We start from the raw sequence: 20,959 nt of genomic DNA on the forward strand, positions 1-20,959 counted from the left end.
TCGATGCAGTGGCGTCAACAGATCCTAGGGGCCTGAGATTCCCTCCCCTGCCAAGCGCGGTCCCCGACATGACGAAGTCCTCCGCGGTCACCCGAGGAGGACTTCGACGGTAGGAGCAAAGGAGACTGTTCTCCCAGCTTGAACGCTTTTATTGCCAGCGGCTCACAGCAGGCTGACGCATGTTGGCGCACTTGGAGTCGACCACGTACACCCAGACGGCGTTGCGGAGCCGGTCCTTCCAGAAGGCCATCACCGTGGCTTCGTTCCCCTGGTAGAAAGCCTTGTCGACGCCGATCGGCTTGGGAGCCTTGCTCAGGCCGAGCTTGCTGCCGACCCGCTCCGAGATCTTGGTGACGCACCGCACGACCGTGGCGTCCGCCGACGCGTCGCCTCCCGAGCCCGGGCCAGTGGCGCCCACCAAGGTCGCAAGCGGGCCGTTGAGCACGGTGTTCGAGTAGTTGTAGTCGCTGCTGCCGATCACGTAGCTACGGGTCGGCGGCCTCTCGGCCGTGGTCCTGCCGGGCTCCACGATCGAGGACGGGGCCGGCAGGGCGACGGAGCCTGTCGGCCCGCCGTCGGTGCCTGTGGCCGAGAGCATGGTCGAGGCCAGCCCGGTAGCGCCGATGACGACGGCCGCCGCGACGCTCGCGGCCGCGGGCATGGCCCAGGGGCGGCGCCGGGAGGTCTTCCCGCGTCTGGCTCTGGCCGGGACGATCGACCCGTCATCGGCCACGACGCCGAGCCGCACGACTTCTGGCTCCGAGGGAGCCGGAGCCTGTGGGGCCTGTCGTGCAACCGGCACCAGTGGGACCGGTGGCGAGGGCATCGGTGGCGCGGTCTCCCAGGGGGAGTCGCCCATGATGCGGTCCCAGTCTGGTGCCTCGTCGAGCTTGAGCCCGCCTCCGGCCAGTCTGGTCTCGGCCTCGGCCGCCAGGGCCTGGTCGATGCGGAGCGCGACGCCCATCGGCATCGCCGGCACCGGCACGGCCGCGAATACCTCGCGGACCGCGGCCAGGTCAGCGAGGCTCTCCCCGCAGGGATCGCATACAGCGAGATGCTCGCGGACCCGTGTGGCTGTGGCGCCGTCGAGAAGACCCTCTGCCAACTCTGCAAGGATCTCCAAGTCGTAGTGCGTATCACCCGTCACGAAGTTCTGCTCCCTTCGCGGATGAGACGCGGGTTAGGTCTGATCGGTTCCGCAGATGCGAAAGAATTGGGGCAAGTTTCGCGCGGCCCCGCGCACATCTGCTCTTGATCGTGCCTGTCGGTACTTCGAGCACTTGGGCAGCGTCCTCCACGGAATAACCCATCATGTCGACCAGCACCAAAGCGGCTCGCTGGTCGGCGGGGAGCAGCTTGAGCGCCGCCGTGACCTCCATGGAGACGTCGCGTTCTCCTGTCTGGTCGGGCATCGGCGCGTCCCGCTCGGCGGCCTCGACCAACTCGTCGTCGGCGACCGGGCGGATCGATTTGCGACGCATGCGGTCGAGGCAGGCGTTGACGACGATGCGGTGGAGCCATGTGGTCACCGCCGCTTCGCCGCGAAAGCTGTCGGCCTTGCGGTAGGCGGAGACGAAGGCGTCCTGTACGGCATCGGCGGCCTCGTCGGGGTCACCGAGAGTGCGCAGCGCCACGGCCCACATGCGGTCGCGATGTCGGCGGACGATCTCGCTGAAGGCGTGTGGATCACCGCCGATATGGCTCGTCAGCAGGTCCGCGTCGGACAACGCGGACCGTGCGGCGTGCTGTGACGCCGGCGGGCTATCGGGAGGAGGGTTCACAACGCGTGTCCTGTTAGGCCGATCCGGGAGAGTGCACCACTACGTCATAGATGGTGCCACGAAACTTCCCCTCAAAGGCCGGAAGGCGCGTAAACCAGATCAAAACGTACTGACCGCTGGTGGCCTTCTCCGGTGTGAGGGTCACCGTGCCGGAGACATTCTCCTGCTTGGCGGCCGTTTTCAGGGAGCCCAGGTCGGCCGAGTTGCCGACTTTGAGCTCGATCGACGAGCCAGGCGTGTCGCCCAGCGTGACGACCACATCGGAGATCGAGGTCTGCTTCCCCATCTCCAGGATGAGACCGACGCCTTCCTTGAGCCTGCCGAGCTGAGGGCTCTCGTACTTGTCGGTGTGCCACTCGGTCGACGGCTTGCCGTCGACGGCCAGGCGGGCGAGGTCTGGGTGCTCAGAACGGTCGCTGCCCAGCGGGTCGAAGCCGTCGGCCCTCGATGGCTTCACCGTGACGATCTTGGGTGCCGGCGGCTCCGAGGCGGAAGAGGAGGCGGCGGGCGCCAGTGGCCGCTTGCCGAGGCTCTGGCCCAGGGTCCAGGCGCCGATGCCCACCGCGGCGATGATCAGGATGATCACCACGGTGATCATGGCGCGGTTCACCATGCCGCCGGAGCGCTGCGGGGCGCGCGGTGCGGAGGTCCGTTGAGGCGGCTGCCGGGACTGCCGGGTGTCGGTGTCGTCGGGAGCCTCCGCGCGCAGGCTGAGCGCGGGCGGCAACCCCGAAACCGGCACGGGCGCGGGCCGTGGCACCTCGGCGAGCGCCTCCGCCACGTCGGCGGGGGTCGCCAGCGCCGGAAGGCCGCGCCGGGGCTCCTGCATGAGCGCCCGGCAGGTGATCGCGTCGAGGAAGCCGGGAACCCCGGCCGTGACCTGCCGCGGCGTGCAGACCTTGCCGTCGTCGAGCGGGGCGGGCGGGAGGCCCACGTCGCCCTCGCCCGGCCAGTGGCCGGTCAGCGCGGTGTAGAGCAGCCGTCCGAGCCCTTGGGCGTCGTCGCGGGCGGGGTCCTCGCTCTCCATGGCGCACAGGGATGCGTCCACGGCCAGGCCGAGCAGCTTGACGGTGCTGCCGGCCGTCCAGATCAGGCGGTCGGGTGTGAGGCAGAGATGAGCGAGCCCCGACTCGTGGGCATGGGTCACCGCCTCCGCGGCCTCCGCGACGAGCGCGGCCGCGCGCTCGGGTGCCATCGGCCCCGAGGACACCATGTCGGTCAAGGTCTCGCCGGTGACCCACTCGCTGACGACATAGGCCTGGCCGTCTTCCTCGGCGGCGTCGAAGACCTGTGTCAGCCGGGGGTCGGTCAGGCGGCTGGCGCCGCGGGCGGCGGTCACCACCTCGACGGTCCGCTCGAACTCGGGTGACAGCGTGAGGACGCAGACAGGCCGCGCGAGCACTTCGTCGATGGCCTTCCACAAGGTGGCGCCACCTGACTCGCTGACGCGGTCTTCCAGGCGGAACCGGTCGGCCAGACGGCCACCTGGTTCCACGGCCGGGGCGCTCATGAGGCGATCCTCTCCCTGGTCGTGGGCGATGTCCGTGCGAATACCCCCACGCCCCTCCTGCTCCTTGTCAGCTGGCAGTGCCCTGTCACCACGATGCACCGGGCACCATGGTAGTGCGGAGCGGGCTCCGCCCGTGTTCCCCTTGGAACACGGGCGAACCGGACTTCCGGGTTACCTATGACTAGCGGCCTACCCGTCCCGCCACAAGTCCAATGATCGAGCTGATTTCTGCGATTCGCATTCGCTGCGATGTGACCAGGTAAATCAGCATGCCCAGACCGCCGCCCGTCACAAGCATGATCCCCGAGCTCAGCGGCGTGACCCCGGCCAGTTGTTTGGTCGCCCACAGGGCGATGAGGGCGATGACGGCGGCCGGGATGGCGGCGACGTACATCCGCGACAGTCCCGAGGCGACGATCCTGCCGCCGAGCCCGCCGCCCACCTTGCGGCTGGCGAGCCTCCAGGCGACCGCGCCGCCCACGACGTACGCGGCGGTGAAGGAGAGGGCGAGGCCCATGACGATGAGGTGCGGCGGCAACGTGAAGTAGAGGATGAAGCTCAGCGCGGCGTTCACCAGGACGTTCCCTCCCGCGATCAGCGCGGGGGTGCGGGTGTCGCCGAAGCTGTAGAAGACGCGCAGCAGCAGTTGGTAGACCGAGAAGGGCACCAGCGCCAGGCCGAACACCTGCAGAACGTTCCCCATGTTCACGGCGTCGTCCACCGAGGTGCTGCCGTGGGCGAAGATCAGCACGGTCACCGCCGGGCCGAGCACCATGAGCAGCAGCCCCGCCGGCACGATCACCGATGCCACCAGCCGCACCCCGGAGGCGAACTCATCACGGATGGCGTCGAACCGGCCCTCGTGCACGTACCGGCTCATACGGGGGAGCATCGCGGTGATCACCGAGACGGCGATGATGCCGTAGGGCAGCTGGAACAGCTGGAAGGCGTAGCTGTACGACGCGATGCCGGCGACGTTGCCGGTGCCCTGCTCGGCCGCCTTGCCGGTGGCGCCGGTCGCCAGGTTGGTGGTGATGATGTAGCCGGTCTGGTTCAGCACGACGAAGGCGAGCGTCCACACCCCCGCGCGGCCCATCTCGCCGAGCCTGGCGTTGCGCAGGTCGAAGCGGGGCACGAACCGGAACCCGACACGGTGCACCGCGATGACGAGGACGACCGACTGGATCACGATGCCGGCCGTGGTGCCCAGGCCGAGGAGGAGCAGGTCGGAGGAGGTCACCGCGTCGATGTCGCCACCGGCCCGGCTGGCGAAGAGGTAGAGCAGGCCGACCGTGATGACGATGAGGTTGTTGAGCACCGGCGCCCACATCGGCGCGGCGTACCGGTCACGGGTGTTGAGGATGGCGCCGGCGATCGCGCCGATCCCGAAGAACGCGATCTGGGGAAGGATGTAGCGCGCCAGCGTGGTGGCGACGTCGGCGCCACGAGGCGTCAGGTCGGTGGTGAGAAGCTCGATGAGCAGCGGGGCGCAGAGCACGCCCAGCGCGGCGATGGCGAGAAGCGCCATCGTCGCCACGGTCATCAGCCGCTGCTCGTAGGCCCGCCCGCCGTCGGCGTCGAACTTCTGCGCCTTGACGATCATGGGGACGATCACGCTGCTGAGCACCCCTCCGATGAGGAGGTCGAACAGGATGAACGGGATCGTGTAGGCGACGTTGTAAGCGTCGCCCAGGGCCGCGACGCCGATGGCCGAGGCGAGCACCGCCGTACGGACGAAGCCGGTCAGGCGGGACACCATGGTGCCCGCTGCCATGATCGCGCTGGCGCGCAACATCCGGCTCATGAAGGACCCTCTCGATGCTGTGCCGGTTCGGGTACGGCCCGGGGACCGGGCCGCCCGGCTCTGCGGCCCTTCGCGGGCCGCCGCGAGTGGCGGCGCAGGACGCGCAGCATCACGGCGGCGAGCATGACGGTGAGGGCGGCCCCGACGATCACCAGCGCGATCTCGGTGTATCCGGTCCTGTTGACCGTCACCTCGACCGGAAGGCCGTAACTTGCTCCGCCGACGCTGGTGAGCTGCACCTTGAACGTCGTCTGGCCGCCGCTGGTGCTATTGGCGATCATGGGGATGTCGAGGGATTTGGTCTTGCCGGGGCTGATGGTGACCGGCGACTCGTACGCACCGATGGTGAGCAGCTTCCGGTCACTGGAGGTGATCTTCACCCCCACGGTGACCACTTCGTCTGGAAGATCATTGCGAATGCTGATCGGGACGATGCCGTTCTTGCCCGCGAGCGTGCGCTGCTCGCTGGTGATGGAGATCGCGTTGGTGCGCGTCGTCACGGCCGCGTCGAGCTGCTTGAGCAGCGGACCGGCACTGTTCGTGCGTCCACGCCAGGCCGTCGAGGTGAGCCGCAGAAGGGCGGTGTCGAAGATCCGGCGAGGGTCCTTGGTGACCGCGACCGTGAGCTCGGCGCGATTACCGAGCTTCTTCACGGTGCCGATGTAGGACCGGGGGAGCTCGCCCTGCGCGTCCTTCTCGGTGTAGACGAGGTCGGAACGCGGCACGGCCGTCTTGGACGGCTTGATGGAGCTCAGGGAGACCGGCTTGAGCCAGGGCGTGGTGGCCGCCGTCTTGAGCAGGGCCGTCACGAATTCCGGGTCGGGATTCCACCGGCGCGGCGGCGCGGCGATGACCGAGCGCGGCTCGTCGGGCCGTTCGACGCTGATCATCGCGGTCTCGGCGAGGAACCGCTGGGTGACGAGCGCCGCGGAACCGGGGGCGGAGGTGTCGGCCGGGGTGATGAGCTGGCTCAGCACCGGATCGACCAGCAGCGCGTCGACCGGACCCTGGACGGTCGGGATCGAGGCGGCGGCGTCGGGAGTGTAGGTCAGCGGAGGGTTCGGCGGGAGGGCGGCCGAGGTGAGGAGCACCCGCTTGACGCCGCCCACCGCCAGCACGTCGAGGGCGTCGTGGTCGACCAGCCCGCCCATCGGCCAGTTGGTGGTGGTCCCCACGTCCTTGCCGAGCAGGTCGGTGGCGATGGAGGCGCCCTTGGTGAGCGCGATCCCCGTCGCCGTGTCGAGCCCGTGGTGGCTCACGGCCGTGACGTCGGGGTCGGCGTACGGGGTCGCGGAGACGGGGGCCTCGGAGAGGGCGCCGCGCAGCCTCTGCAGCCACTGCGCGGCCCCCTGGTCGGGGGGCTTCTTGAGCGTGCGCGCGCCGGACTTGAGCATGTAGCCCTTGGCCATGGCCTGCGCGTCGTCGAGGAGAGCGGGGTCGACGAACCAGCTCACACCCTTGGACGGGGTCTCCGCGATCTTCAGGATCTTGCCGAGGCGCCCGTCGTCGGCGACCGCCTGCCGCAGGCCCTCGTCGACGAAGGTGGCGTCGTCGCCGCGATGGGGCTGGTCCATGAGCGGAAGCGCCCAAGCGATCTTGGTGCGGGTGACCGGCTGGTCCTTCGAGGCGAAGGGAAGCAACGTGCGCTGGGCGGCGAGCTGCCGGCCCACCCCGTCCACCAGCTCGATGGTGAGGGGGTAGACGCCGAAGCCGAACATCTGGAGCTCTGCCGGCGTGAGGGAGAACTCCCACGGCACCTTCCCCGACGGCGCGAACTCGTTCACGAAGATGGTGCGCCACGGGGAGTCGAGGATCGGGCCGCCGTCGGCGAAGGCCTGCATGGTCGCCCGGGTGAGGAACTTCTGCCGGGAGAAGCGCAGGCGCACCGAGACGCCGGCGAGGGGGGCCGCGCCGGTGTTGGCGACGGATCCGGAGATCGTGATCGGCGTGGCGGGGTCGCGCGCCACCTGGGGCGTGACGGAGTTCACCACGATCTGGACGTCCTGACGGGACGCCGCCGTCGCGCTCGTCATCTGCTCGGCCAGGGCCGCTTGAGATGCGCCGACACTGGCGACGGCCGCCGGGGCGATGAGGAACGCGGCGGTCAGAACAGAGATCAGGGCGGCTCCGCGTGTCACGTGCCGGCCAGGGGTGGAGTTCGGCGCACGCCCAGAATGGTATGGCCTAAAGCAGAGCGGGCGGCGATTCGCAGCGGGGGAGCCCCATCACCGGCCGTACTTCCTTGGAGCCCGGCATGCGCACCGCCTTGTGCCGCGCCGCCTGGAGGTCCACGCGTTTGCCTGGAGTGAGTGAGAGCAGGTCAAGCACCCCGAGCCGCAGCGCTGTACGGCGCTCTCCGGTCGGCGTGTACACCATCTCGTCCGGGTCCCGGGAGGCGGTCAGGCGCTCGTCGATCAGCACTGTGAGCTCTTCGGGGAGCAGTAGAGGTGACACCGATGTGGCGGCGTAGTCGGTGGCGGAATTGATCAGGAACGCGGGCGCCGGCCGTACACGCCGGGCGCCGAGCAGGGCTCCGATGGAGCCTGGCCGCGGAGGGCAAGCGACCGTCGTGACCACGGCCACGGGCTCTCGCCGGTTGCGCGTCGTGACCTCGAAGACGGTAACCCGGATGCACGAAGACGGCTCGACGTGGAGAATTCCAGGGAGGTCGTCGGCGCACGTCAAGGGGCGCGGAAGCCGTACGATCTCATGGTGGATCTGGTGGGACAGCAGCCGGCGGTGGATCGCGAGGGCGTCTTTCATCTCTCGTGCTCCTTGTCTTGTCCGGGTGCCCCCGACAGATCTACGACTGACCGTAACCTGGTGATCGCGTGGGGTGTATCCCCTAGCTGGTTACACCAGGGCTAGCGCGGAGATTCTCTTCCGTAACCGAAGGACCTACCCAGCTTGTCCGTCTCAAATCTGAGCGTTAGTCAGCAGAAGGCCGTGATCGACCTATTCCGGCGGATTGCTCCCGTCGCCGATGAGCTCGGCGACGTGTTCGCCGCGCATGGGCACGAGCTCGCCGTGGTCGGTGGTTCGGTTCGCGACGTCTTCCTCGGCCGGATCGGCAACGACCTCGACCTGACCACCGACGCCCGCCCGGAGCAGGTGCTCGAGATGGTCAAGGACTGGGCCGACTCCATCTGGACCATCGGCATCGACTTCGGCACGGTGGGCGTGCGCAAGGGGGCCTGGGTCCTCGAGATCACCACCTACCGCAGCGAGTCGTACGATCCGAAGTCGCGCAAGCCCGAGGTGATCTACGGCGAGACCCTCGAGGCCGACCTCGAAAGGCGCGACTTCGCGGTCAACGCGATGGCGGTGCGGCTGCCGGGACACGAGTTCGTCGACCCGTACGGCGGGCTGACCGACCTCGCCGCGAAGGTCCTACGCACGCCGGGCACGCCTCAGCAGTCCTTCGACGACGACCCGCTCAGGATGCTGCGGGCGGCGCGCTTTGCCTCCCAGCTCGGGTTCACCGTCGATCCGTCCGTGGTCGCCGCGATGACCTCGATGGCCGACCGCATCGAGATCGTCTCGGCCGAGCGCATCCGCGACGAGCTCGACAAGCTGATCTGCGGCGAGCACCCGAGGGAGGGCCTCGGCCTTCTCGTGGACACCGGCCTCGCCACCCACGTCCTTCCCGAGCTGCCCAAACTGCGGCTGGAGATCGACGAGCACCACCGGCACAAGGACGTCTACGAGCACACGCTGATCGTGCTGGAGCAGGCCATCACGCTGGAGGCCGCCGGTCCCGACCGCGTGCTCCGCTGGGCGGCGCTGCTGCACGACATCGGCAAGCCCAAGACACGCCGGTACGAAGAGGGCGGGCGGGTGTCCTTCCACCACCACGAGGTCGTGGGCGCCCAGATGACCAAGAAGCGGCTCACCGAGCTGCGGTTCCCCAAGGATGTCGTCGCCGACGTCTCGCGCCTGGTCGAGCTGCACCTGCGCTTCCACGGTTACGGCACGGGCGAGTGGACCGACTCGGCGGTGCGCCGCTACGTCCGCGACGCCGGGCATCTGGTCGAGCGTCTGCACAAGCTCACCCGGGCCGACTGCACCACCCGCAACAAGCGCAAGGCGCAGGTGCTGTCCAGCACCTACGACGGCCTGGAGGAGCGCATCGCCCGTCTCGCCGACGAGGAGGAGCTGGCGAAGATGCGGCCCGAGCTCGACGGCAACGAGATCCAGGAGATCCTGGGCGTCGGGCCTGGGCCGGTGATCGGCAAGGCTTACAAGTTCCTGCTCGACATGCGCCTCGACCAGGGCATCGTCGGCAGAGAAGCCGCCACCAACGCCTTGGTCGAGTGGGCACGCAAGCAGGGCGTCATCCCGGGCTAGCCTTTGTCGGGGCTGCGCGAGTGTCCTCGGACTTGTCCACAAGCAGAACCCGGCCACGGGAGTTGTCCACAGGCAGGACCGACCTCCGGGAATCGCCCATGAGCAGGGTCGAGTTCCGGGAGTTGTCCACAGGCGGGATTCAGTGCCGGGAGTCGCCACAGGCAGGGCCGGGTTCTGAGTCTGGCCACGGCATGACCGACTTTCCGGAGGTTGTCCACAGGCAGGACCGGGCTCTGGGAGTTGCCCAGGGCAGGAGCCGGTTGCGGGAGTTGTCCACAGGCGGGCGGGGCTTGCTGATGGGAGAGGTGGGCCGGGTCTAGGGTGGCCGGGTGGACGCCGAGACACTGCGTGACCTTGACCGGAGACACCTGTGGCATCCGTACGCCGCGGCCTCTCCGGCCGCCCCCGCTCACCCCGTGGTCCGGGCAGACGGCGTACGGCTGACGCTCGCCGACGGACGTGAGCTGATCGACGGCATGTCCTCATGGTGGGCGGCCATCCACGGCCACAACCACCCACGGCTCAACGCCGCCGCCCGCGACCAGCTCGACTCTATGGCGCATGTGATGTTCGGCGGCCTCACCCACGAGCCCGCCGTACGGCTGGCGCGGCGCCTGGCGGCGATGACGGGTCTCGAGAAGGTCTTCCTCGCCGACTCCGGGTCGGTGGCGGTCGAGGTGGCCATCAAGATGGCGATCCAGGCCACAGGCAGGAGCCGCCTGCTCACCGTCAAGGGCGGCTACCACGGTGACACCTTCGGGGCCATGTCGGTCTGCGACCCGGTCAACGGCATGCACCACCTTTTCACCGGCGTGCTCCCCCAACACCTCTTCGCCGAAAGACCACCCGGCGGATACGGCCGCCACCCCGATCAGGGTTCCCCTCTCCAGGGCCACGGTCCTCGACTCGGGAACGGCGGTTCGGATCCTGGAGGGGACGACGGTTCGGGTCTTGGAGGGGACGACGGTTCAGGTTCTGGAGGGGACCACGGTTCAGGTCCTGGACGGAACGGCGGCTCGGATCTTGAACGGAACGGTGGCTCGGGTCCTGGAGGGCGGCCCGCCGAGTCTCTGGTCGATGAGGCGTATCTCGATCATCTGGACGACATGGTGGCACGGCACGCCGGTGAGCTGGCGGCGATCATCGTCGAGCCCGTGGTGCAGGGCGCCGGAGGCATGCACTTCTACCATCCCGCCTACCTCCGAAGGCTGCGGGAGCTGGCCGACGAGCACGGCGTCCTCCTGATCGCCGACGAGATCGCCACGGGGTTCGGCCGCACGGGCGAGCTGTTCGGCTGCGACCATGCGGGCATAAGACCCGACATCATGTGCCTGGGCAAAGCACTGACCGGCGGCTACCTCACCATGGCCGCCACCCTCTGCACCGCCGAGGTGGCTGAGCGGATCGGCGTGCTGATGCACGGGCCGACCTTCATGGGCAACCCGCTCGCGGCGGCCGTCGCCGACGCCTCGCTCAGCCTGCTGGAGGAGCGTCCGTGGCGCGACGAGGTCAAGCGCATCGAGGCCGGCCTGGTCGACGGGCTCGCCGGCATCGCCGGTGCTCCGGGCGTCAGGGACGTGCGGGTCCTTGGAGCGATCGGTGTGATCGAGACCGAGCGTCCCGTCGACGTGGCGATGATCCAGAACATCGTGATGGAGCACGGCGTCTGGCTACGGCCCTTCGGTCATCTTCTGTACACGATGCCGCCCTACACCACCGACACCGTCGACCTCACCCAGATCACCACCGCAATGAAGGCCGCGGCCGCGGCGATCTCCAACGGATCATCGGGGAGACGCCTGCGATAGACAACAGGGGAGACGGCGAGCTGGACGGCGGGCGATGACGGGTTGGCCGGATACGCCTGGGAGACGGCGCGGGTGGCGGTTGGCAGAGCCACCGGGGAGACGGCGAGCTGGACGGCGGGCGATGACGGGTTGGCCGGATACGCCTGGGAGACGGCGGGTGGCGGTTGGCAGAGCCACCGGGGAGACGGCGAGCTGGACGGCGGGCGATGACGGGTTGGCCGGATACGCCTGGGAAGCGATTGGGGCGGATGACGTCGTCACGGTTGGTCCGTGGTCAGGGGGCGGGGTTCGGGGGTTATTGGGTTACTTCTTGGGGGGTGCGGGGGGAGGTGCCTCCGGTGAGGAGGCGGTAGCCGAGGGCGCTGAGCATGTACCCCACGGAGGCGATCACCAGGACCACGTAGGACTTGCCGTTGGGCGGCAGGAGTAGTGCCGCGACGACGGCGGCCAGCACGAACATGCCGTTGAAGAGCATGTCGTAGATCGAGAACACCCGGCCGAGGTAGGCGTCCTGGACGTCGCGCTGCACGATCGTGTCGGCGCAGATCTTCACGCTCTGCCCGGTGACGCCCAGCACGAAGCCGGCCGCCAGGAACCCGATCTGGTGGAAGGGCAGGCAGAGTGCCAGCTCGAGCACGCCTGCCGTGGCCAGCATGATCGGGATCCATCCCTCGGGACGGAAGCGCTCGGTGGCCCATGGGGTGATCAGCGCGGCCGCGAAGAACCCCAGGCCCGAGGTGGCGAGCACCCCGGTGATGTGGGTAAGGCCGGCCTCCACGTTCGTGGTGAAGTAGAAGCGGTAGAGCATCACGGTCATGACGATGGTCATGCCGTAGAGAAACCGGTGGGCGGCCATGCTGGCCAGCGCGGTGGCCGGGGACCTCATGTGCACCACATGGCGGGCGCCGTCGACCATGCCGGTGATCACGTGGCGGACGGCCTCGCGGGCCTGCGGCCGCTGTGGGTCGTACGACGGGCCGAGCAGGCTTCTGTGCATGGTCGAGGCGATCAGCGCGCTCAGGCCGAACACCACGCCGGAGACGACCAGCAACAGGGCCGTACCGCTGTGCTCAGCGCCGAAGGCCAGGCGCAGCAGGTATCCCACTCCGGCCCCGAAGAAGGTGGCCACCGTGCCCGAGGTCGGGGTGACGGCGTTCGCCAGCAGCAGGCGCTCCCCGTCGACCACATGGGGCAGCGAGGCGCTCAGAGCGGACAGGAAGAAGCGGTTGACACCCAGCACCGCCAGAGCGGCGCCGTAGAAGCACCAGTCGGGAGCGTTCAGCGCCACCAGCAGGGCGGCGATGACAAGGAGGCCCCCTCGGACCACCGGTGCGATGACCAGGATCTGGCGCCGGGACCAGCGGTCGATGAACACCCCGGCGAAGGGGCCGAGAATCGAGTAGGGCAGTAGCAGGACGGCGAACGCGACGGCCGCCTCGGCCGCGCTGGTCTGCTTCTCCGGGGTGAAGAAGGCGTACCCCGCGACGGCGAACTGGAAGACGCCGTCGGAGAACTGCGAGACGAGGCGGGTGGCGAACAGTCGTCTGAAGTCCCGGCCCCGAAGGACGGCACGGAGGTCGGAGACAGAGGGCACGCGGATCAGCCTACTGGCCATGGGTCGAGCACCACATCGGGAACATCCCTGAGGTCCTCTCGCTCCGCGTGGCCGGGGAGGCGATGGCTTCCTGGTCGCCAGGGGGTTTTGGGATGGCTGCGGTGGGTTCGGGGGTCAGGGTTGGCGGTTGGGGGTCAGGGTGGCGGTTGGGGTCAGGGTGGCGGGGGTTTTGCCTGGCTGGGGTGGGTTCGGGGGTCAGGGTGGCGGTTCCGGGGTCGGGGTGGCGGTTTTGGGGGTGGCGGGTGGCGGTGGGTTCCGTGGTTCAGGTGCTGGGGTGGTGGTGGATGCTGGGTAGCCGGGTGGTGGAGCGCTGGGGTGGTGGTGGACTGTGGGTGGCTGTAGGTAGAGGGAGGGTCTACTTAGTGTGACGTTTGCCTACCTGTGGATGACGGTTCTCTGACCTTGGCGGCTGACGGCCGGTCAGCGGCACGGAGACAGTAGACATGATCACGTACCCTCGACAGGTGACCACCCATGACGAACACGTCGTGCTCGTGAACGCCGAAGGCGAGGCGATCGGCACAGCGCCCAAGACGGTCGTGCACGGCGTCGACACACCACTCCACCTGGCGTTCTCCTGCTATGTGTTCGACGGCGATGGAAGGGTTCTGCTGACTCGGCGTGCCACCCACAAGCGCACATGGCCGGGGGTGTGGACGAACAGCTGCTGCGGCCACCCGCTTCCCGGAGAGCCGCTGGTGGACGCCGTCGCTCGCCGGCTGTCCTACGAGCTGGGCCTGGCCGCCGACAGCGTGGAGCTCATGCTGCCCCGGTTCGCGTACCGCGCGGTGATGGAGGACGGCACGGTGGAACACGAGATGTGCCCGGTGTTCCGAGCCATCGTGTCCAGCGAACCGCGCCCGAACCCCGAGGAGGTCGGCGGCGCCCGATGGATGCCGTGGAAGGAGTTCACGGACGACGCCATGACGGGCCTGCTCGCGATCTCTCCGTGGTGCGGCGAACAGGTGCCGCTCCTCACCGCGATGGGTCCCGACCCTTCCCTTTGGGCCGCGGCCGATCCGGCGACCCTCCCGCCCGCGGCACGCAGCCCCCACTAGGCCGCTGGTTCACGAAGAAGAGGCCTTACCGGCTCGCCACGTGAGAAGAGGCGTTCCTGGCTGGTCACGTGTGAGGAGCGCGTCCCCGGCTCGTCGCGTACAAAAAGGCGTTCCCGGCTCGTCACGTACGAAGGCGTTCCCGGCTCGTCACGTACGAAGGCGTTCCCGGCTCGTCACGTGTGAAGAGCGTCCCTGGCCGTCACGAAAGAAGCCGTCACGAAAGAAGAGGCGTCCCTGGCTTGTGGGAGCCGTGGACGCCTCTTCGGTCGTCGTATATATGGGCGGCGGCCCTGTGGCGGGCCGCCGGTTGGGTTGGCGGGGTCAGCGCTCGATCTCGCCGCGGATGAACTGCTCGACGGCGTCGCGAGCCTCGTCGTCGGAGTACTGCTCCGGCGGCGACTTCATGAAGTACGAGGAAGCCGACAGGATCGGCCCCCCGATGCCGCGGTCCATGGCGATCTTGGCGGCGCGGACCGCGTCGATGATGACGCCGGCGGAGTTCGGCGAGTCCCACACTTCGAGCTTGTACTCGAGGTTCAGCGGGGTGTCGCCGAAGGACCTGCCCTCCAGGCGGACGTAGGCCCACTTGCGGTCGTCGAGCCACGGCACGTGGTCGGACGGGCCGATGTGGACGTCGGCCTTGGCCATCTCGTGCGGGATCTGCGACGTCACAGACTGGGTCTTGGAGATCTTCTTGGACTGGAGGCGCTTGCGCTCCAGCATGTTCATGAAGTCCATGTTGCCGCCGAAGTTGAGCTGGTACGTACGCAGCAGCTCGACCCCGCGGTCCTCGAAGAGCTTGGCCATGACCCGGTGGGTGATGGTCGCGCCGACCTGCGACTTGATGTCGTCGCCGACGATCGGGACGCCCGCGTCGGTGAACTTCTGCGCCCAGACCGGGTCGGAGGCGATGAAGACCGGAAGCGCGTTGACGAAGGCGACGCCCGCGTCGATGGCGCACTGGGCGTAGTAACGGTCGGCGTCCTCCGAACCCACGGGCAGGTAGGACACCAGAACGTCGGCCTGGCACTCACGGAGCGCCGCGACCACGTCGACCGGAGCCTCGTCGGACTCGTCGATCATCTCACGGTAGTACTCACCCAGGCCGTCATAGGTGGGGCCACGCTGCACAGTGACGCCCGTAGGCGGCACATCGCAGATCTTGATCGTGTTGTTCTCCGAGGCCACGATCGCCTCGGAAAGGTCACGGCCGACCTTCTTGGCATCGACGTCGAAGGCCGCCACGAACTCCACGTCACCGACGTGGTAGTCGCCGAACTGAACGTGCATCAGGCCCGGCACCCGGCTGGCGGGGTCGGCGTCCCTGTAGTAATGCACGCCCTGCACAAGCGCCGCGGCACAGTTGCCGACTCCGACGATGGCTACGCGCACGGAACCCATCGCACTCGCTCCTTTACTCATTCGTCTTATCAGGAACGGGCTCGGCGTCCTGCGCCTCCGCCCTGTCCGCTGTTGTCCGGACGGCTTGCGCACGTTCGGTATCGATCAGCTCGTTCAGCCAGCGCACCTCGCGCTCGACTGATTCCAAACCGTGGCGCTGTAATTCCAGGGTGTAGCTGTCCAGCCGCTCGCGTGTACGGGCGAGTGCCGTACGAACCCCGTCCAGTCGTTCTTCCAGACGGCTCCTGCGGCCTTCGAGGATGCGCAGCCGTACTTCCGCCTCTGTGTGGCGGAAGAAGGCGAAGTGCACCCCGAAGCTTTCGTCTTCCCAGGAGGAAGGCCCTGCCTGGGTGAGCAACTCCTGCAGGCGCTCCTTGCCCTCGGCCGTCAGCTTGTAGACGATCTTCGAACGACGGCCGGAGAGCGGCAGTGTGCTGTCCCGCGCACCCTGAGCGGGGGCGCAGGCACCGCTCTCGTCCGGCGGCTCCTCCACGATGAGCCCGTCGGCCAGGAGCTGACGGAGGCATGGATAGAGCGAGCCATAGGAGAACGCACGGAACATGCCGAGCAGAGCATTGAGCCGTTTACGCAGCTCATAGCCGTGCAGGGGAGTTTCGTTGAGCGAGCCGAGCACGGCCAGTTCCAGGACTCCGCCTCTGCTGACCGCCACTGGAACCGCCCCCTCTCGCATCGATGTGTCCGGCCGATGTATCGAGCCGATACATCTAGAGGATACGTCGCGGCGGCATACTGCGCAATCAACGAAACCGTCAACCAGTTGGGCGGATTGGCTAAAAAAGTCGTAGTCTGACGCTCATGTGGTCACAGCGAGCGGTCGTGGACTACGGCCTCGCGAAGCGGGCGACCGTACAGTCGCTGCGCTCCGGTCGCATGGCCAGGAGCGACGTATGTGATGCCCACCCCTATCTTTTGCGTGCCGCTCGGTACCACGGTGAGGCCACCAAGCGTGCCTGCCCCGTGTGCGAGCACCAGAACGTGACCCATGTCACATATGTGTACGGCGACCAGCTAGGTCGCAGCGCAGGACGTGTAAAGGCCACGTCAGACCTTGCTCAGATGGCCCATGAATACGAGGAATTCCGGGTCTACGTTGTCGAGGTCTGCCAAGGTTGTTCATGGAATCACCTGACGGTTTCCTTCGTCCTAGGCAATGGCGGGCCACCGGGTAGCTCCGACATAGACGGACAGACCGCGGAGACGTAGTCCAGCGCAGTCGAGCCTCCAGCTCGAAAGGCAGGGTTCCCCACCTGCCGGACCTACGTCGAAGACCCTCCAGATCGCCAGATGACCCAACGAGGACGCGTGAGTTACAGCAGCTATGGCTCCGAGCCGACCGGCCGCCCCGACCCATCTGAGGCCTCCGGTGGATCAGCTCGTCCAGGGCGGCGCCGTCGCTCTGCCCAAGGAGGCACGCCCGCCGGTGGACATCCGGCGCCGCGTTCCGCATCGACTCCCGACCTGCCATCCGGCCGGCGTGCCGCGCCCCCACAGGGCGACGCCGGCTGGGGCGAGCCACAGGGATCGCCGTCCGGACGCTCCGGCGCACGGCCCGGCGGGGGCGACCCCCGTCCGCGGTCGGCGTCCCCCGATCCACGTCCACGGCCCATGGCTGCCGACCCCCGCTCACACTCCGCATCCGCCGAACCACGCTCACGTGCCGGCTCGGCGGATCCCCGTACCCCGGCTCCTCGCGGGGCCGACACGCGCTCGGGTGGAGGCGACCCCCGCCGGGCCGCGGGCGACCCCCGGCCCCGGCGTTCCGAAGCGGCCTTCGAGGACACCCAGTCCATAGGGCTCTCCGCGTCCGGCCAGGGCGCTCCCCGGCGCGACTCCGCCGCCTCCCCGGCCGAGACGGTCGTGAGCCGCGACGCGGGACCTCGCCGCAGCCGCAGGGCAGGTGGCGGACCCGGCGCCGGTGGACTAGGTGGACCAGGCGGCCCGGGCGGTCCCGGTGGCCGCGGGCCGGGAGACCGGCCTCCCGGTGAGGGCCCCGGCCGGCGGCGGGCACGGGACGACGAGCCGTCCGGCCGTGCGGGCTGGCGCCGGTTCGTGCCCAACTGGAAGATCGTGATGGTCGGCTTCGCCGTCGTGTCGGCCGGAATCTTCGGCATGATCGCCGTCGCGTACGCCAACACCCAGCTTCCGACGGAGAACGACGCCCAGAAGGCGGCGATCTCCCAGGGCAGCAGCTTCTACTACGCCGACGGCTCCTTCATGACGCGCCTGGGGACCGAGCGCCGGGCCGTCAGCATCGACGATGTTCCGAAGTACGTGCAGGACGCGGTGATCGCGGCCGAGAACAAGACCTTCTACAGCGACTCCGGCATCTCGCTCTCCGGCATCGTCCGCTCGGCCTGGAACACGGCGACCGGAACCCAGGTCCAGGGCGCGTCCACGATCACCCAGCAGATGGTCAGGAACTACTTCAACGGCCTCAGCCAGGAGCGGGCGATCAAGCGGAAGGTCAAGGAGATCTTCATCGCGGTCAAGCTCGACAAGGAGTGGCCCAAGGAGAAGGTCCTCGAGTACTACCTGAACACCGTCTCCTTCGGCCGCAACACCTATGGCATCGACGCGGCCGCCCGGGAGTTCTTCGGCCACGGCGTCAAGAAGCTCACCCCTGCGGAGGGCGCCTACCTGGCGGGCCGGATCCAGCAACCGGGGGTGTTCGACGTCGCGGAGGAGAAGAAGAACTACTCCGGCACCCAGTACCGGTTCACGTACGTGCTGGGGCAGATGGCCGAGATCGACCCGGCGAAGTACGGCAACTACCCGACCACGCTGAAGTTCCCCAAGCCGGATCCCCGCAGGGACTCCTCGGCGTTCGCGGGACTGCGCGGCTACATGCTGACCGAGGTGCTCAAGGAGCTTGAGACCAAGGGCCTGCCGCGCGCCGAGATCGAGAACGGCGGATACAAGGTCTACACCACGTTCGACAAGAACCTCATGGAGGCCGCGAAGAAGGCGGTCATCTCGACCACCGCCGGGCTGCCCAAGGAGGTCCACACCGGCCTCGCCGCCGTCAACCCGACCAATGGCCGCGTCGTGGCCTTCTACGGTGGCAACAACTACCTGGGCAAGCAGAAGGACCAGTTCAACGAGGCGTTCCAGGCCCGCAAGCAGGCGGCGTCGGCGTTCAAGCCGTACGTGCTCGCGGCCTGGCTGGAGGCGGGAAACAGCCTCAAGAGCTACGTGACCGGCAAGCAGCCGCTCAAGCTCGAGGGTACGACTCCTATCTTCAACGGCCACTCGACCCCGTCGGCGATGAACATCATCTACGCGACGCAGCACTCCATCAACACGGCCTACGGCCAGATGGGCGCCGAGGTCGGACTGGACGCCGTGAAGCGGATCGCCGAGGACGCGGGCCTGAGCAAGGAAGCACTCGAGCAGGACGTCCAGGAGCACAAATACCTGTTCTCCATCGGCAGCGCCGGCGTGACCCCCGTCGAGCAGGCGGCGGGGTACTCGATCTTCGCCAACAAGGGCAAGCACTACAAGACGCACACCGTCATCAAGGTCATCGCCCCGGACAAGACCGAGGTCGTCGCCGAGGACAAGTCGCCCAAGCAGGTCATCTCCGAGGAAGTGGCCGCCGACGCCGTCGTCGCCCTGCGCTCGGTGGTCAAGGGCGGAACCGGTACGGCCGCCGCCCTGACCGACCGTCCGGTCGCGGGCAAGACCGGAACGAACAACGACAACAAGGAAGCATGGTTCGTCGGCTTCACCCCGCAGCTCTCGACGGCGGTCGGCATGTATAAGGAGAACCGCAAGAACGGTGCCGAGCTGTCCCTGGGCAACAACTTCGACGGAGGCACCGTCCCCGCCCGCGTCTGGCGGGCGTTCATGGTCGAGGCCATGAAGGGGCAGAAGCCCATGGAGTTCCCCCCGGCGACGAACATCGGCAGGCCCCGGGACCTTGCGCCCAAGCCGACCCCGACTCCGACCCCGACGCCCACCGACGACGGGTTCCCGGATGACGACGGGTTCCCCGACGACGACGGGTTCCCCGACGACAACAACGGTGGCGGGAACGACGGCGGCGGCTGCCTTCCCTGGGATGACAGCTGCAACGACAACAACGGGGGAGGCGGCGGCGACCCGTTCACCCAGGGCGACATGCCCGGCGCCGCCACGCCGACACCGACGCCCTCGCCCTCAGGCGGGCGTCGGTCCACGACGACCCCCACCCGGTGATCGAATAACCTCATGAGCCGATCGACGTACGTCCCCTCTCCCACCGGCCCTGTGGCGCGTGCCGTGCTGCCGCTCGTACCCCTGGGGCTGCTCGCGGCCCTGGGGGCGGTGCTCGCGTACGCGTGGAAGGCGCCGTGCCGCTTCGGCGGGGCGTGGAACGACGGCACCCAGCAGTTCCTCAACTTCTGTTACACCGACATCTACCCGCTGTGGTGGAACGAGAAGCTGGACCAAGGGCTCGCGCCCTACTTCGGTCACGACGTGGAGTATCCCGTCGGCATCGGCTCGCTGATGTGGATCGTCCAGAAGCTGGTGGGAGGGCTCAACGAGCCGGGGGTCTGGTTCTACGACCTCACCGTGCTCGTCATGGCGGTGTCGCTGATCGTCGGCGTCCTGATCATGGCGGCGCTGGCGGGGCTGCAGGGCCGGCCCTGGGACACGCTCTGGTACGCGCTGGCGCCCGCGCTCATCCTCACCGCGTTCATCAACTGGGACCTGCTCTGCGGCGCCCTCAGCCTCGGGGCCTTCCTCGCGTGGTCGAGGAAGAGGCACCTCCTGGCCGGGGTGCTGCTCGGGCTCGCGATCGCCACCAAGTTCTACCCGCTGGTCTTCTTCGGCCCGCTGTTCCTGCTGGCGTTGCGCACCCGCAGATGGCACGCTTTCCTCTGGACGCTGGCCGGCACCGTGACCACCTGGGTGGCCGTGAACCTGCCGTTCATGATCTTCGCGTTCAAGGGCTGGAAGAAGTTCTACGCCTTCAGCAGCGAGCGCGGAGCCGACTGGGGGTCGCTCTGGTACTTCTTCCAGATGAAGCAGTGGCCGATCCTCGGTGACGCCGACCGGCTGGACACTCTCGGCATCGTGTCGTTCGGGGTGCTGTGCCTGGCGACGGCCGTGCTGGCCCTGGCCGCGCCGACCAGGCCGAGGCTGATGCAGCTGTGCTTCCTGGTCCTGGCGGCCTTCATGGTGACCAACAAGGTGTGGTCCCCGCAGTACGTCCTGTGGCTGGTGCCGTTCGCGGTGCTGGCGCGGCCGAACTGGAAGCCCCTGCTGCTGTGGCAGGTCGCCGAGTGCTGGTACTTCTTCGCGATCTGGCTCTACCTGGTGGGCATCCAGCCGGGTAACGAGGCTCTCGGGATCGGCGACACCACCTACTTCACGGCCGTCTGGGGACGGGCCATCACGATCGCCATCATGGCGGCATTCGTGATCAGGGACATCCTGCGTCCCGAGCACGACGTGATCCGGCAGGGCGGCGTGGACGACCCGATCGGCGGCGTCTTCGACGGCGCCAGGGACCACTTCGTCCTACGCCTCAGCTCTCCCCGGCCCAAGGACGAGCCCGTGCCGTACTCGGCATGACGCCCGTCGCCGCACAGGCTCTGCGTGGCTGTGCCGCGCCATGCCGTGATTCCTG

General features: G+C 68.3%; 16 protein-coding genes. 7 read left to right on the forward strand and 9 right to left on the reverse strand.

Going from position 1 to position 20,959, the window contains the following annotated elements; genetic code table 11:
• Positions 1-148: 148 nt before the first annotated feature.
• The 6 genes from ABD810_RS02110 to ABD810_RS02135 all read right to left on the reverse strand — a co-directional run bounded on the left by ABD810_RS02110 (position 149) and on the right by ABD810_RS02135 (position 7,858).
• On the reverse strand, positions 149-1,147 hold the full coding sequence (locus ABD810_RS02110; RefSeq protein WP_344933487.1) for a zf-HC2 domain-containing protein: 999 nt from the start codon (positions 1,145-1,147) through the stop codon (positions 149-151).
• On the reverse strand, positions 1,137-1,781 hold the full coding sequence (gene sigM / locus ABD810_RS02115; protein ID WP_344933490.1) for an RNA polymerase sigma factor SigM: 645 nt from the start codon (positions 1,779-1,781) through the stop codon (positions 1,137-1,139). Before sigM ends, ABD810_RS02110 begins: the two co-directional genes overlap by 11 nt.
• A gap of 13 nt (positions 1,782-1,794) precedes the next feature.
• Complete coding sequence (locus tag ABD810_RS02120) at positions 1,795-3,291, reverse strand: protein kinase family protein (RefSeq protein ID WP_344933493.1); 1,497 nt, start codon at positions 3,289-3,291, stop codon at positions 1,795-1,797.
• Between the two features lie 181 nt (positions 3,292-3,472).
• Complete coding sequence (gene murJ / locus ABD810_RS02125; protein WP_344933497.1) at positions 3,473-5,095, reverse strand: murein biosynthesis integral membrane protein MurJ; 1,623 nt, start codon at positions 5,093-5,095, stop codon at positions 3,473-3,475.
• Positions 5,092-7,233, reverse strand: coding sequence for a DUF6049 family protein (locus ABD810_RS02130; protein ID WP_344933500.1), 2,142 nt, complete (start codon positions 7,231-7,233; stop codon positions 5,092-5,094). The genes murJ and ABD810_RS02130 overlap by 4 nt, the downstream gene beginning before the upstream one ends.
• A 46-nt stretch (positions 7,234-7,279) precedes the next feature.
• A complete protein-coding gene (locus tag ABD810_RS02135; RefSeq protein ID WP_344933503.1) occupies positions 7,280-7,858 on the reverse strand; it encodes an aminoacyl-tRNA deacylase in 579 nt (192 codons plus the stop codon).
• Between the two features lie 144 nt (positions 7,859-8,002).
• On the opposite strand from ABD810_RS02135, the gene ABD810_RS02140 reads away from it, so the two are divergent.
• The 3 genes from ABD810_RS02140 (at position 8,003) to ABD810_RS02150 (ending at position 11,460) form a co-directional block, all read left to right on the forward strand.
• Positions 8,003-9,442, forward strand: a complete 1,440-nt coding sequence (locus tag ABD810_RS02140; protein ID WP_425566834.1) for a CCA tRNA nucleotidyltransferase — start codon at positions 8,003-8,005, stop codon at positions 9,440-9,442.
• 329 nt (positions 9,443-9,771) lie between these two features.
• Positions 9,772-11,250, forward strand: a complete 1,479-nt coding sequence (locus ABD810_RS02145; protein ID WP_344933508.1) for an aspartate aminotransferase family protein — start codon at positions 9,772-9,774, stop codon at positions 11,248-11,250.
• A 72-nt stretch (positions 11,251-11,322) separates the two neighbouring features.
• The gene (locus ABD810_RS02150) at positions 11,323-11,460 is read left to right on the forward strand and encodes a hypothetical protein (protein WP_344933510.1); all 138 of its coding nucleotides are present in this window, start codon (positions 11,323-11,325) and stop codon (positions 11,458-11,460) included.
• An 85-nt stretch (positions 11,461-11,545) separates the two neighbouring features.
• On the opposite strand, the gene ABD810_RS02155 is transcribed toward ABD810_RS02150, so the two are convergent.
• Entirely contained in the window at positions 11,546-12,865 is a 1,320-nt protein-coding gene (locus ABD810_RS02155) for an MFS transporter (RefSeq protein ID WP_344933512.1), read from the reverse strand.
• Between the two features lie 443 nt (positions 12,866-13,308).
• On the opposite strand from ABD810_RS02155, the gene idi reads away from it, so the two are divergent.
• On the forward strand, positions 13,309-13,923 hold the full coding sequence (gene idi / locus ABD810_RS02160) for an isopentenyl-diphosphate Delta-isomerase (RefSeq protein ID WP_344933515.1): 615 nt from the start codon (positions 13,309-13,311) through the stop codon (positions 13,921-13,923).
• Between the two features lie 321 nt (positions 13,924-14,244).
• Here idi and ABD810_RS02165 read toward each other — a convergent pair whose 3' ends face one another.
• Positions 14,245-15,324: an inositol-3-phosphate synthase gene (locus ABD810_RS02165; protein WP_344933518.1), complete on the reverse strand. Its 1,080-nt coding sequence runs from the start codon at positions 15,322-15,324 to the stop codon at positions 14,245-14,247.
• Positions 15,325-15,337: 13 nt separating this feature from the next.
• Positions 15,338-15,994 (reverse strand): PadR family transcriptional regulator, encoded by a 657-nt coding sequence (locus tag ABD810_RS02170; protein ID WP_344933521.1) that lies wholly within the window; start codon positions 15,992-15,994, stop codon positions 15,338-15,340.
• 146 nt (positions 15,995-16,140) lie between these two features.
• Here ABD810_RS02170 and ABD810_RS02175 point away from each other — a divergent pair, with 146 nt between their 5' ends.
• The 3 genes from ABD810_RS02175 to ABD810_RS02185 all read left to right on the forward strand — a co-directional run bounded on the left by ABD810_RS02175 (position 16,141) and on the right by ABD810_RS02185 (position 20,904).
• Positions 16,141-16,548, forward strand: coding sequence for a DUF5318 family protein (locus tag ABD810_RS02175; protein ID WP_344933523.1), 408 nt, complete (start codon positions 16,141-16,143; stop codon positions 16,546-16,548).
• 402 nt (positions 16,549-16,950) lie between these two features.
• Positions 16,951-19,542, forward strand: coding sequence for a transglycosylase domain-containing protein (locus tag ABD810_RS02180; RefSeq protein WP_344933526.1), 2,592 nt, complete (start codon positions 16,951-16,953; stop codon positions 19,540-19,542).
• Positions 19,543-19,554: 12 nt separating this feature from the next.
• Positions 19,555-20,904, forward strand: coding sequence for a glycosyltransferase family 87 protein (locus ABD810_RS02185; protein ID WP_344933528.1), 1,350 nt, complete (start codon positions 19,555-19,557; stop codon positions 20,902-20,904).
• Positions 20,905-20,959 lie beyond the last annotated feature (55 nt).

The organism is Sphaerisporangium flaviroseum, from assembly GCF_039537005.1.
Taxonomy (GTDB): domain Bacteria; phylum Actinomycetota; class Actinomycetes; order Streptosporangiales; family Streptosporangiaceae; genus Sphaerisporangium; species Sphaerisporangium flaviroseum.

Excerpts from the sequence above, each read along its gene's own strand:
- ABD810_RS02120 (WP_344933493.1), bottom strand. The coding sequence starts at position 3,291 with ATGAGCGCCCCGGCCGTGGAACCAGGTGGCCGTCTGGCCGACCGGTTC.
- murJ (WP_344933497.1), bottom strand. The coding sequence starts at position 5,095 with ATGAGCCGGATGTTGCGCGCCAGCGCGATCATGGCAGCGGGCACCATG.
- ABD810_RS02135 (WP_344933503.1), bottom strand. The coding sequence starts at position 7,858 with ATGAAAGACGCCCTCGCGATCCACCGCCGGCTGCTGTCCCACCAGATC.
- ABD810_RS02155 (WP_344933512.1), bottom strand. The coding sequence starts at position 12,865 with ATGGCCAGTAGGCTGATCCGCGTGCCCTCTGTCTCCGACCTCCGTGCC.
- idi (WP_344933515.1), top strand. The coding sequence starts at position 13,309 with ATGATCACGTACCCTCGACAGGTGACCACCCATGACGAACACGTCGTG.
- ABD810_RS02165 (WP_344933518.1), bottom strand. The coding sequence starts at position 15,324 with ATGGGTTCCGTGCGCGTAGCCATCGTCGGAGTCGGCAACTGTGCCGCG.
- ABD810_RS02175 (WP_344933523.1), top strand. The coding sequence starts at position 16,141 with ATGTGGTCACAGCGAGCGGTCGTGGACTACGGCCTCGCGAAGCGGGCG.
- ABD810_RS02180 (WP_344933526.1), top strand. The coding sequence starts at position 16,951 with ATGGCTGCCGACCCCCGCTCACACTCCGCATCCGCCGAACCACGCTCA.
- ABD810_RS02185 (WP_344933528.1), top strand. The coding sequence starts at position 19,555 with ATGAGCCGATCGACGTACGTCCCCTCTCCCACCGGCCCTGTGGCGCGT.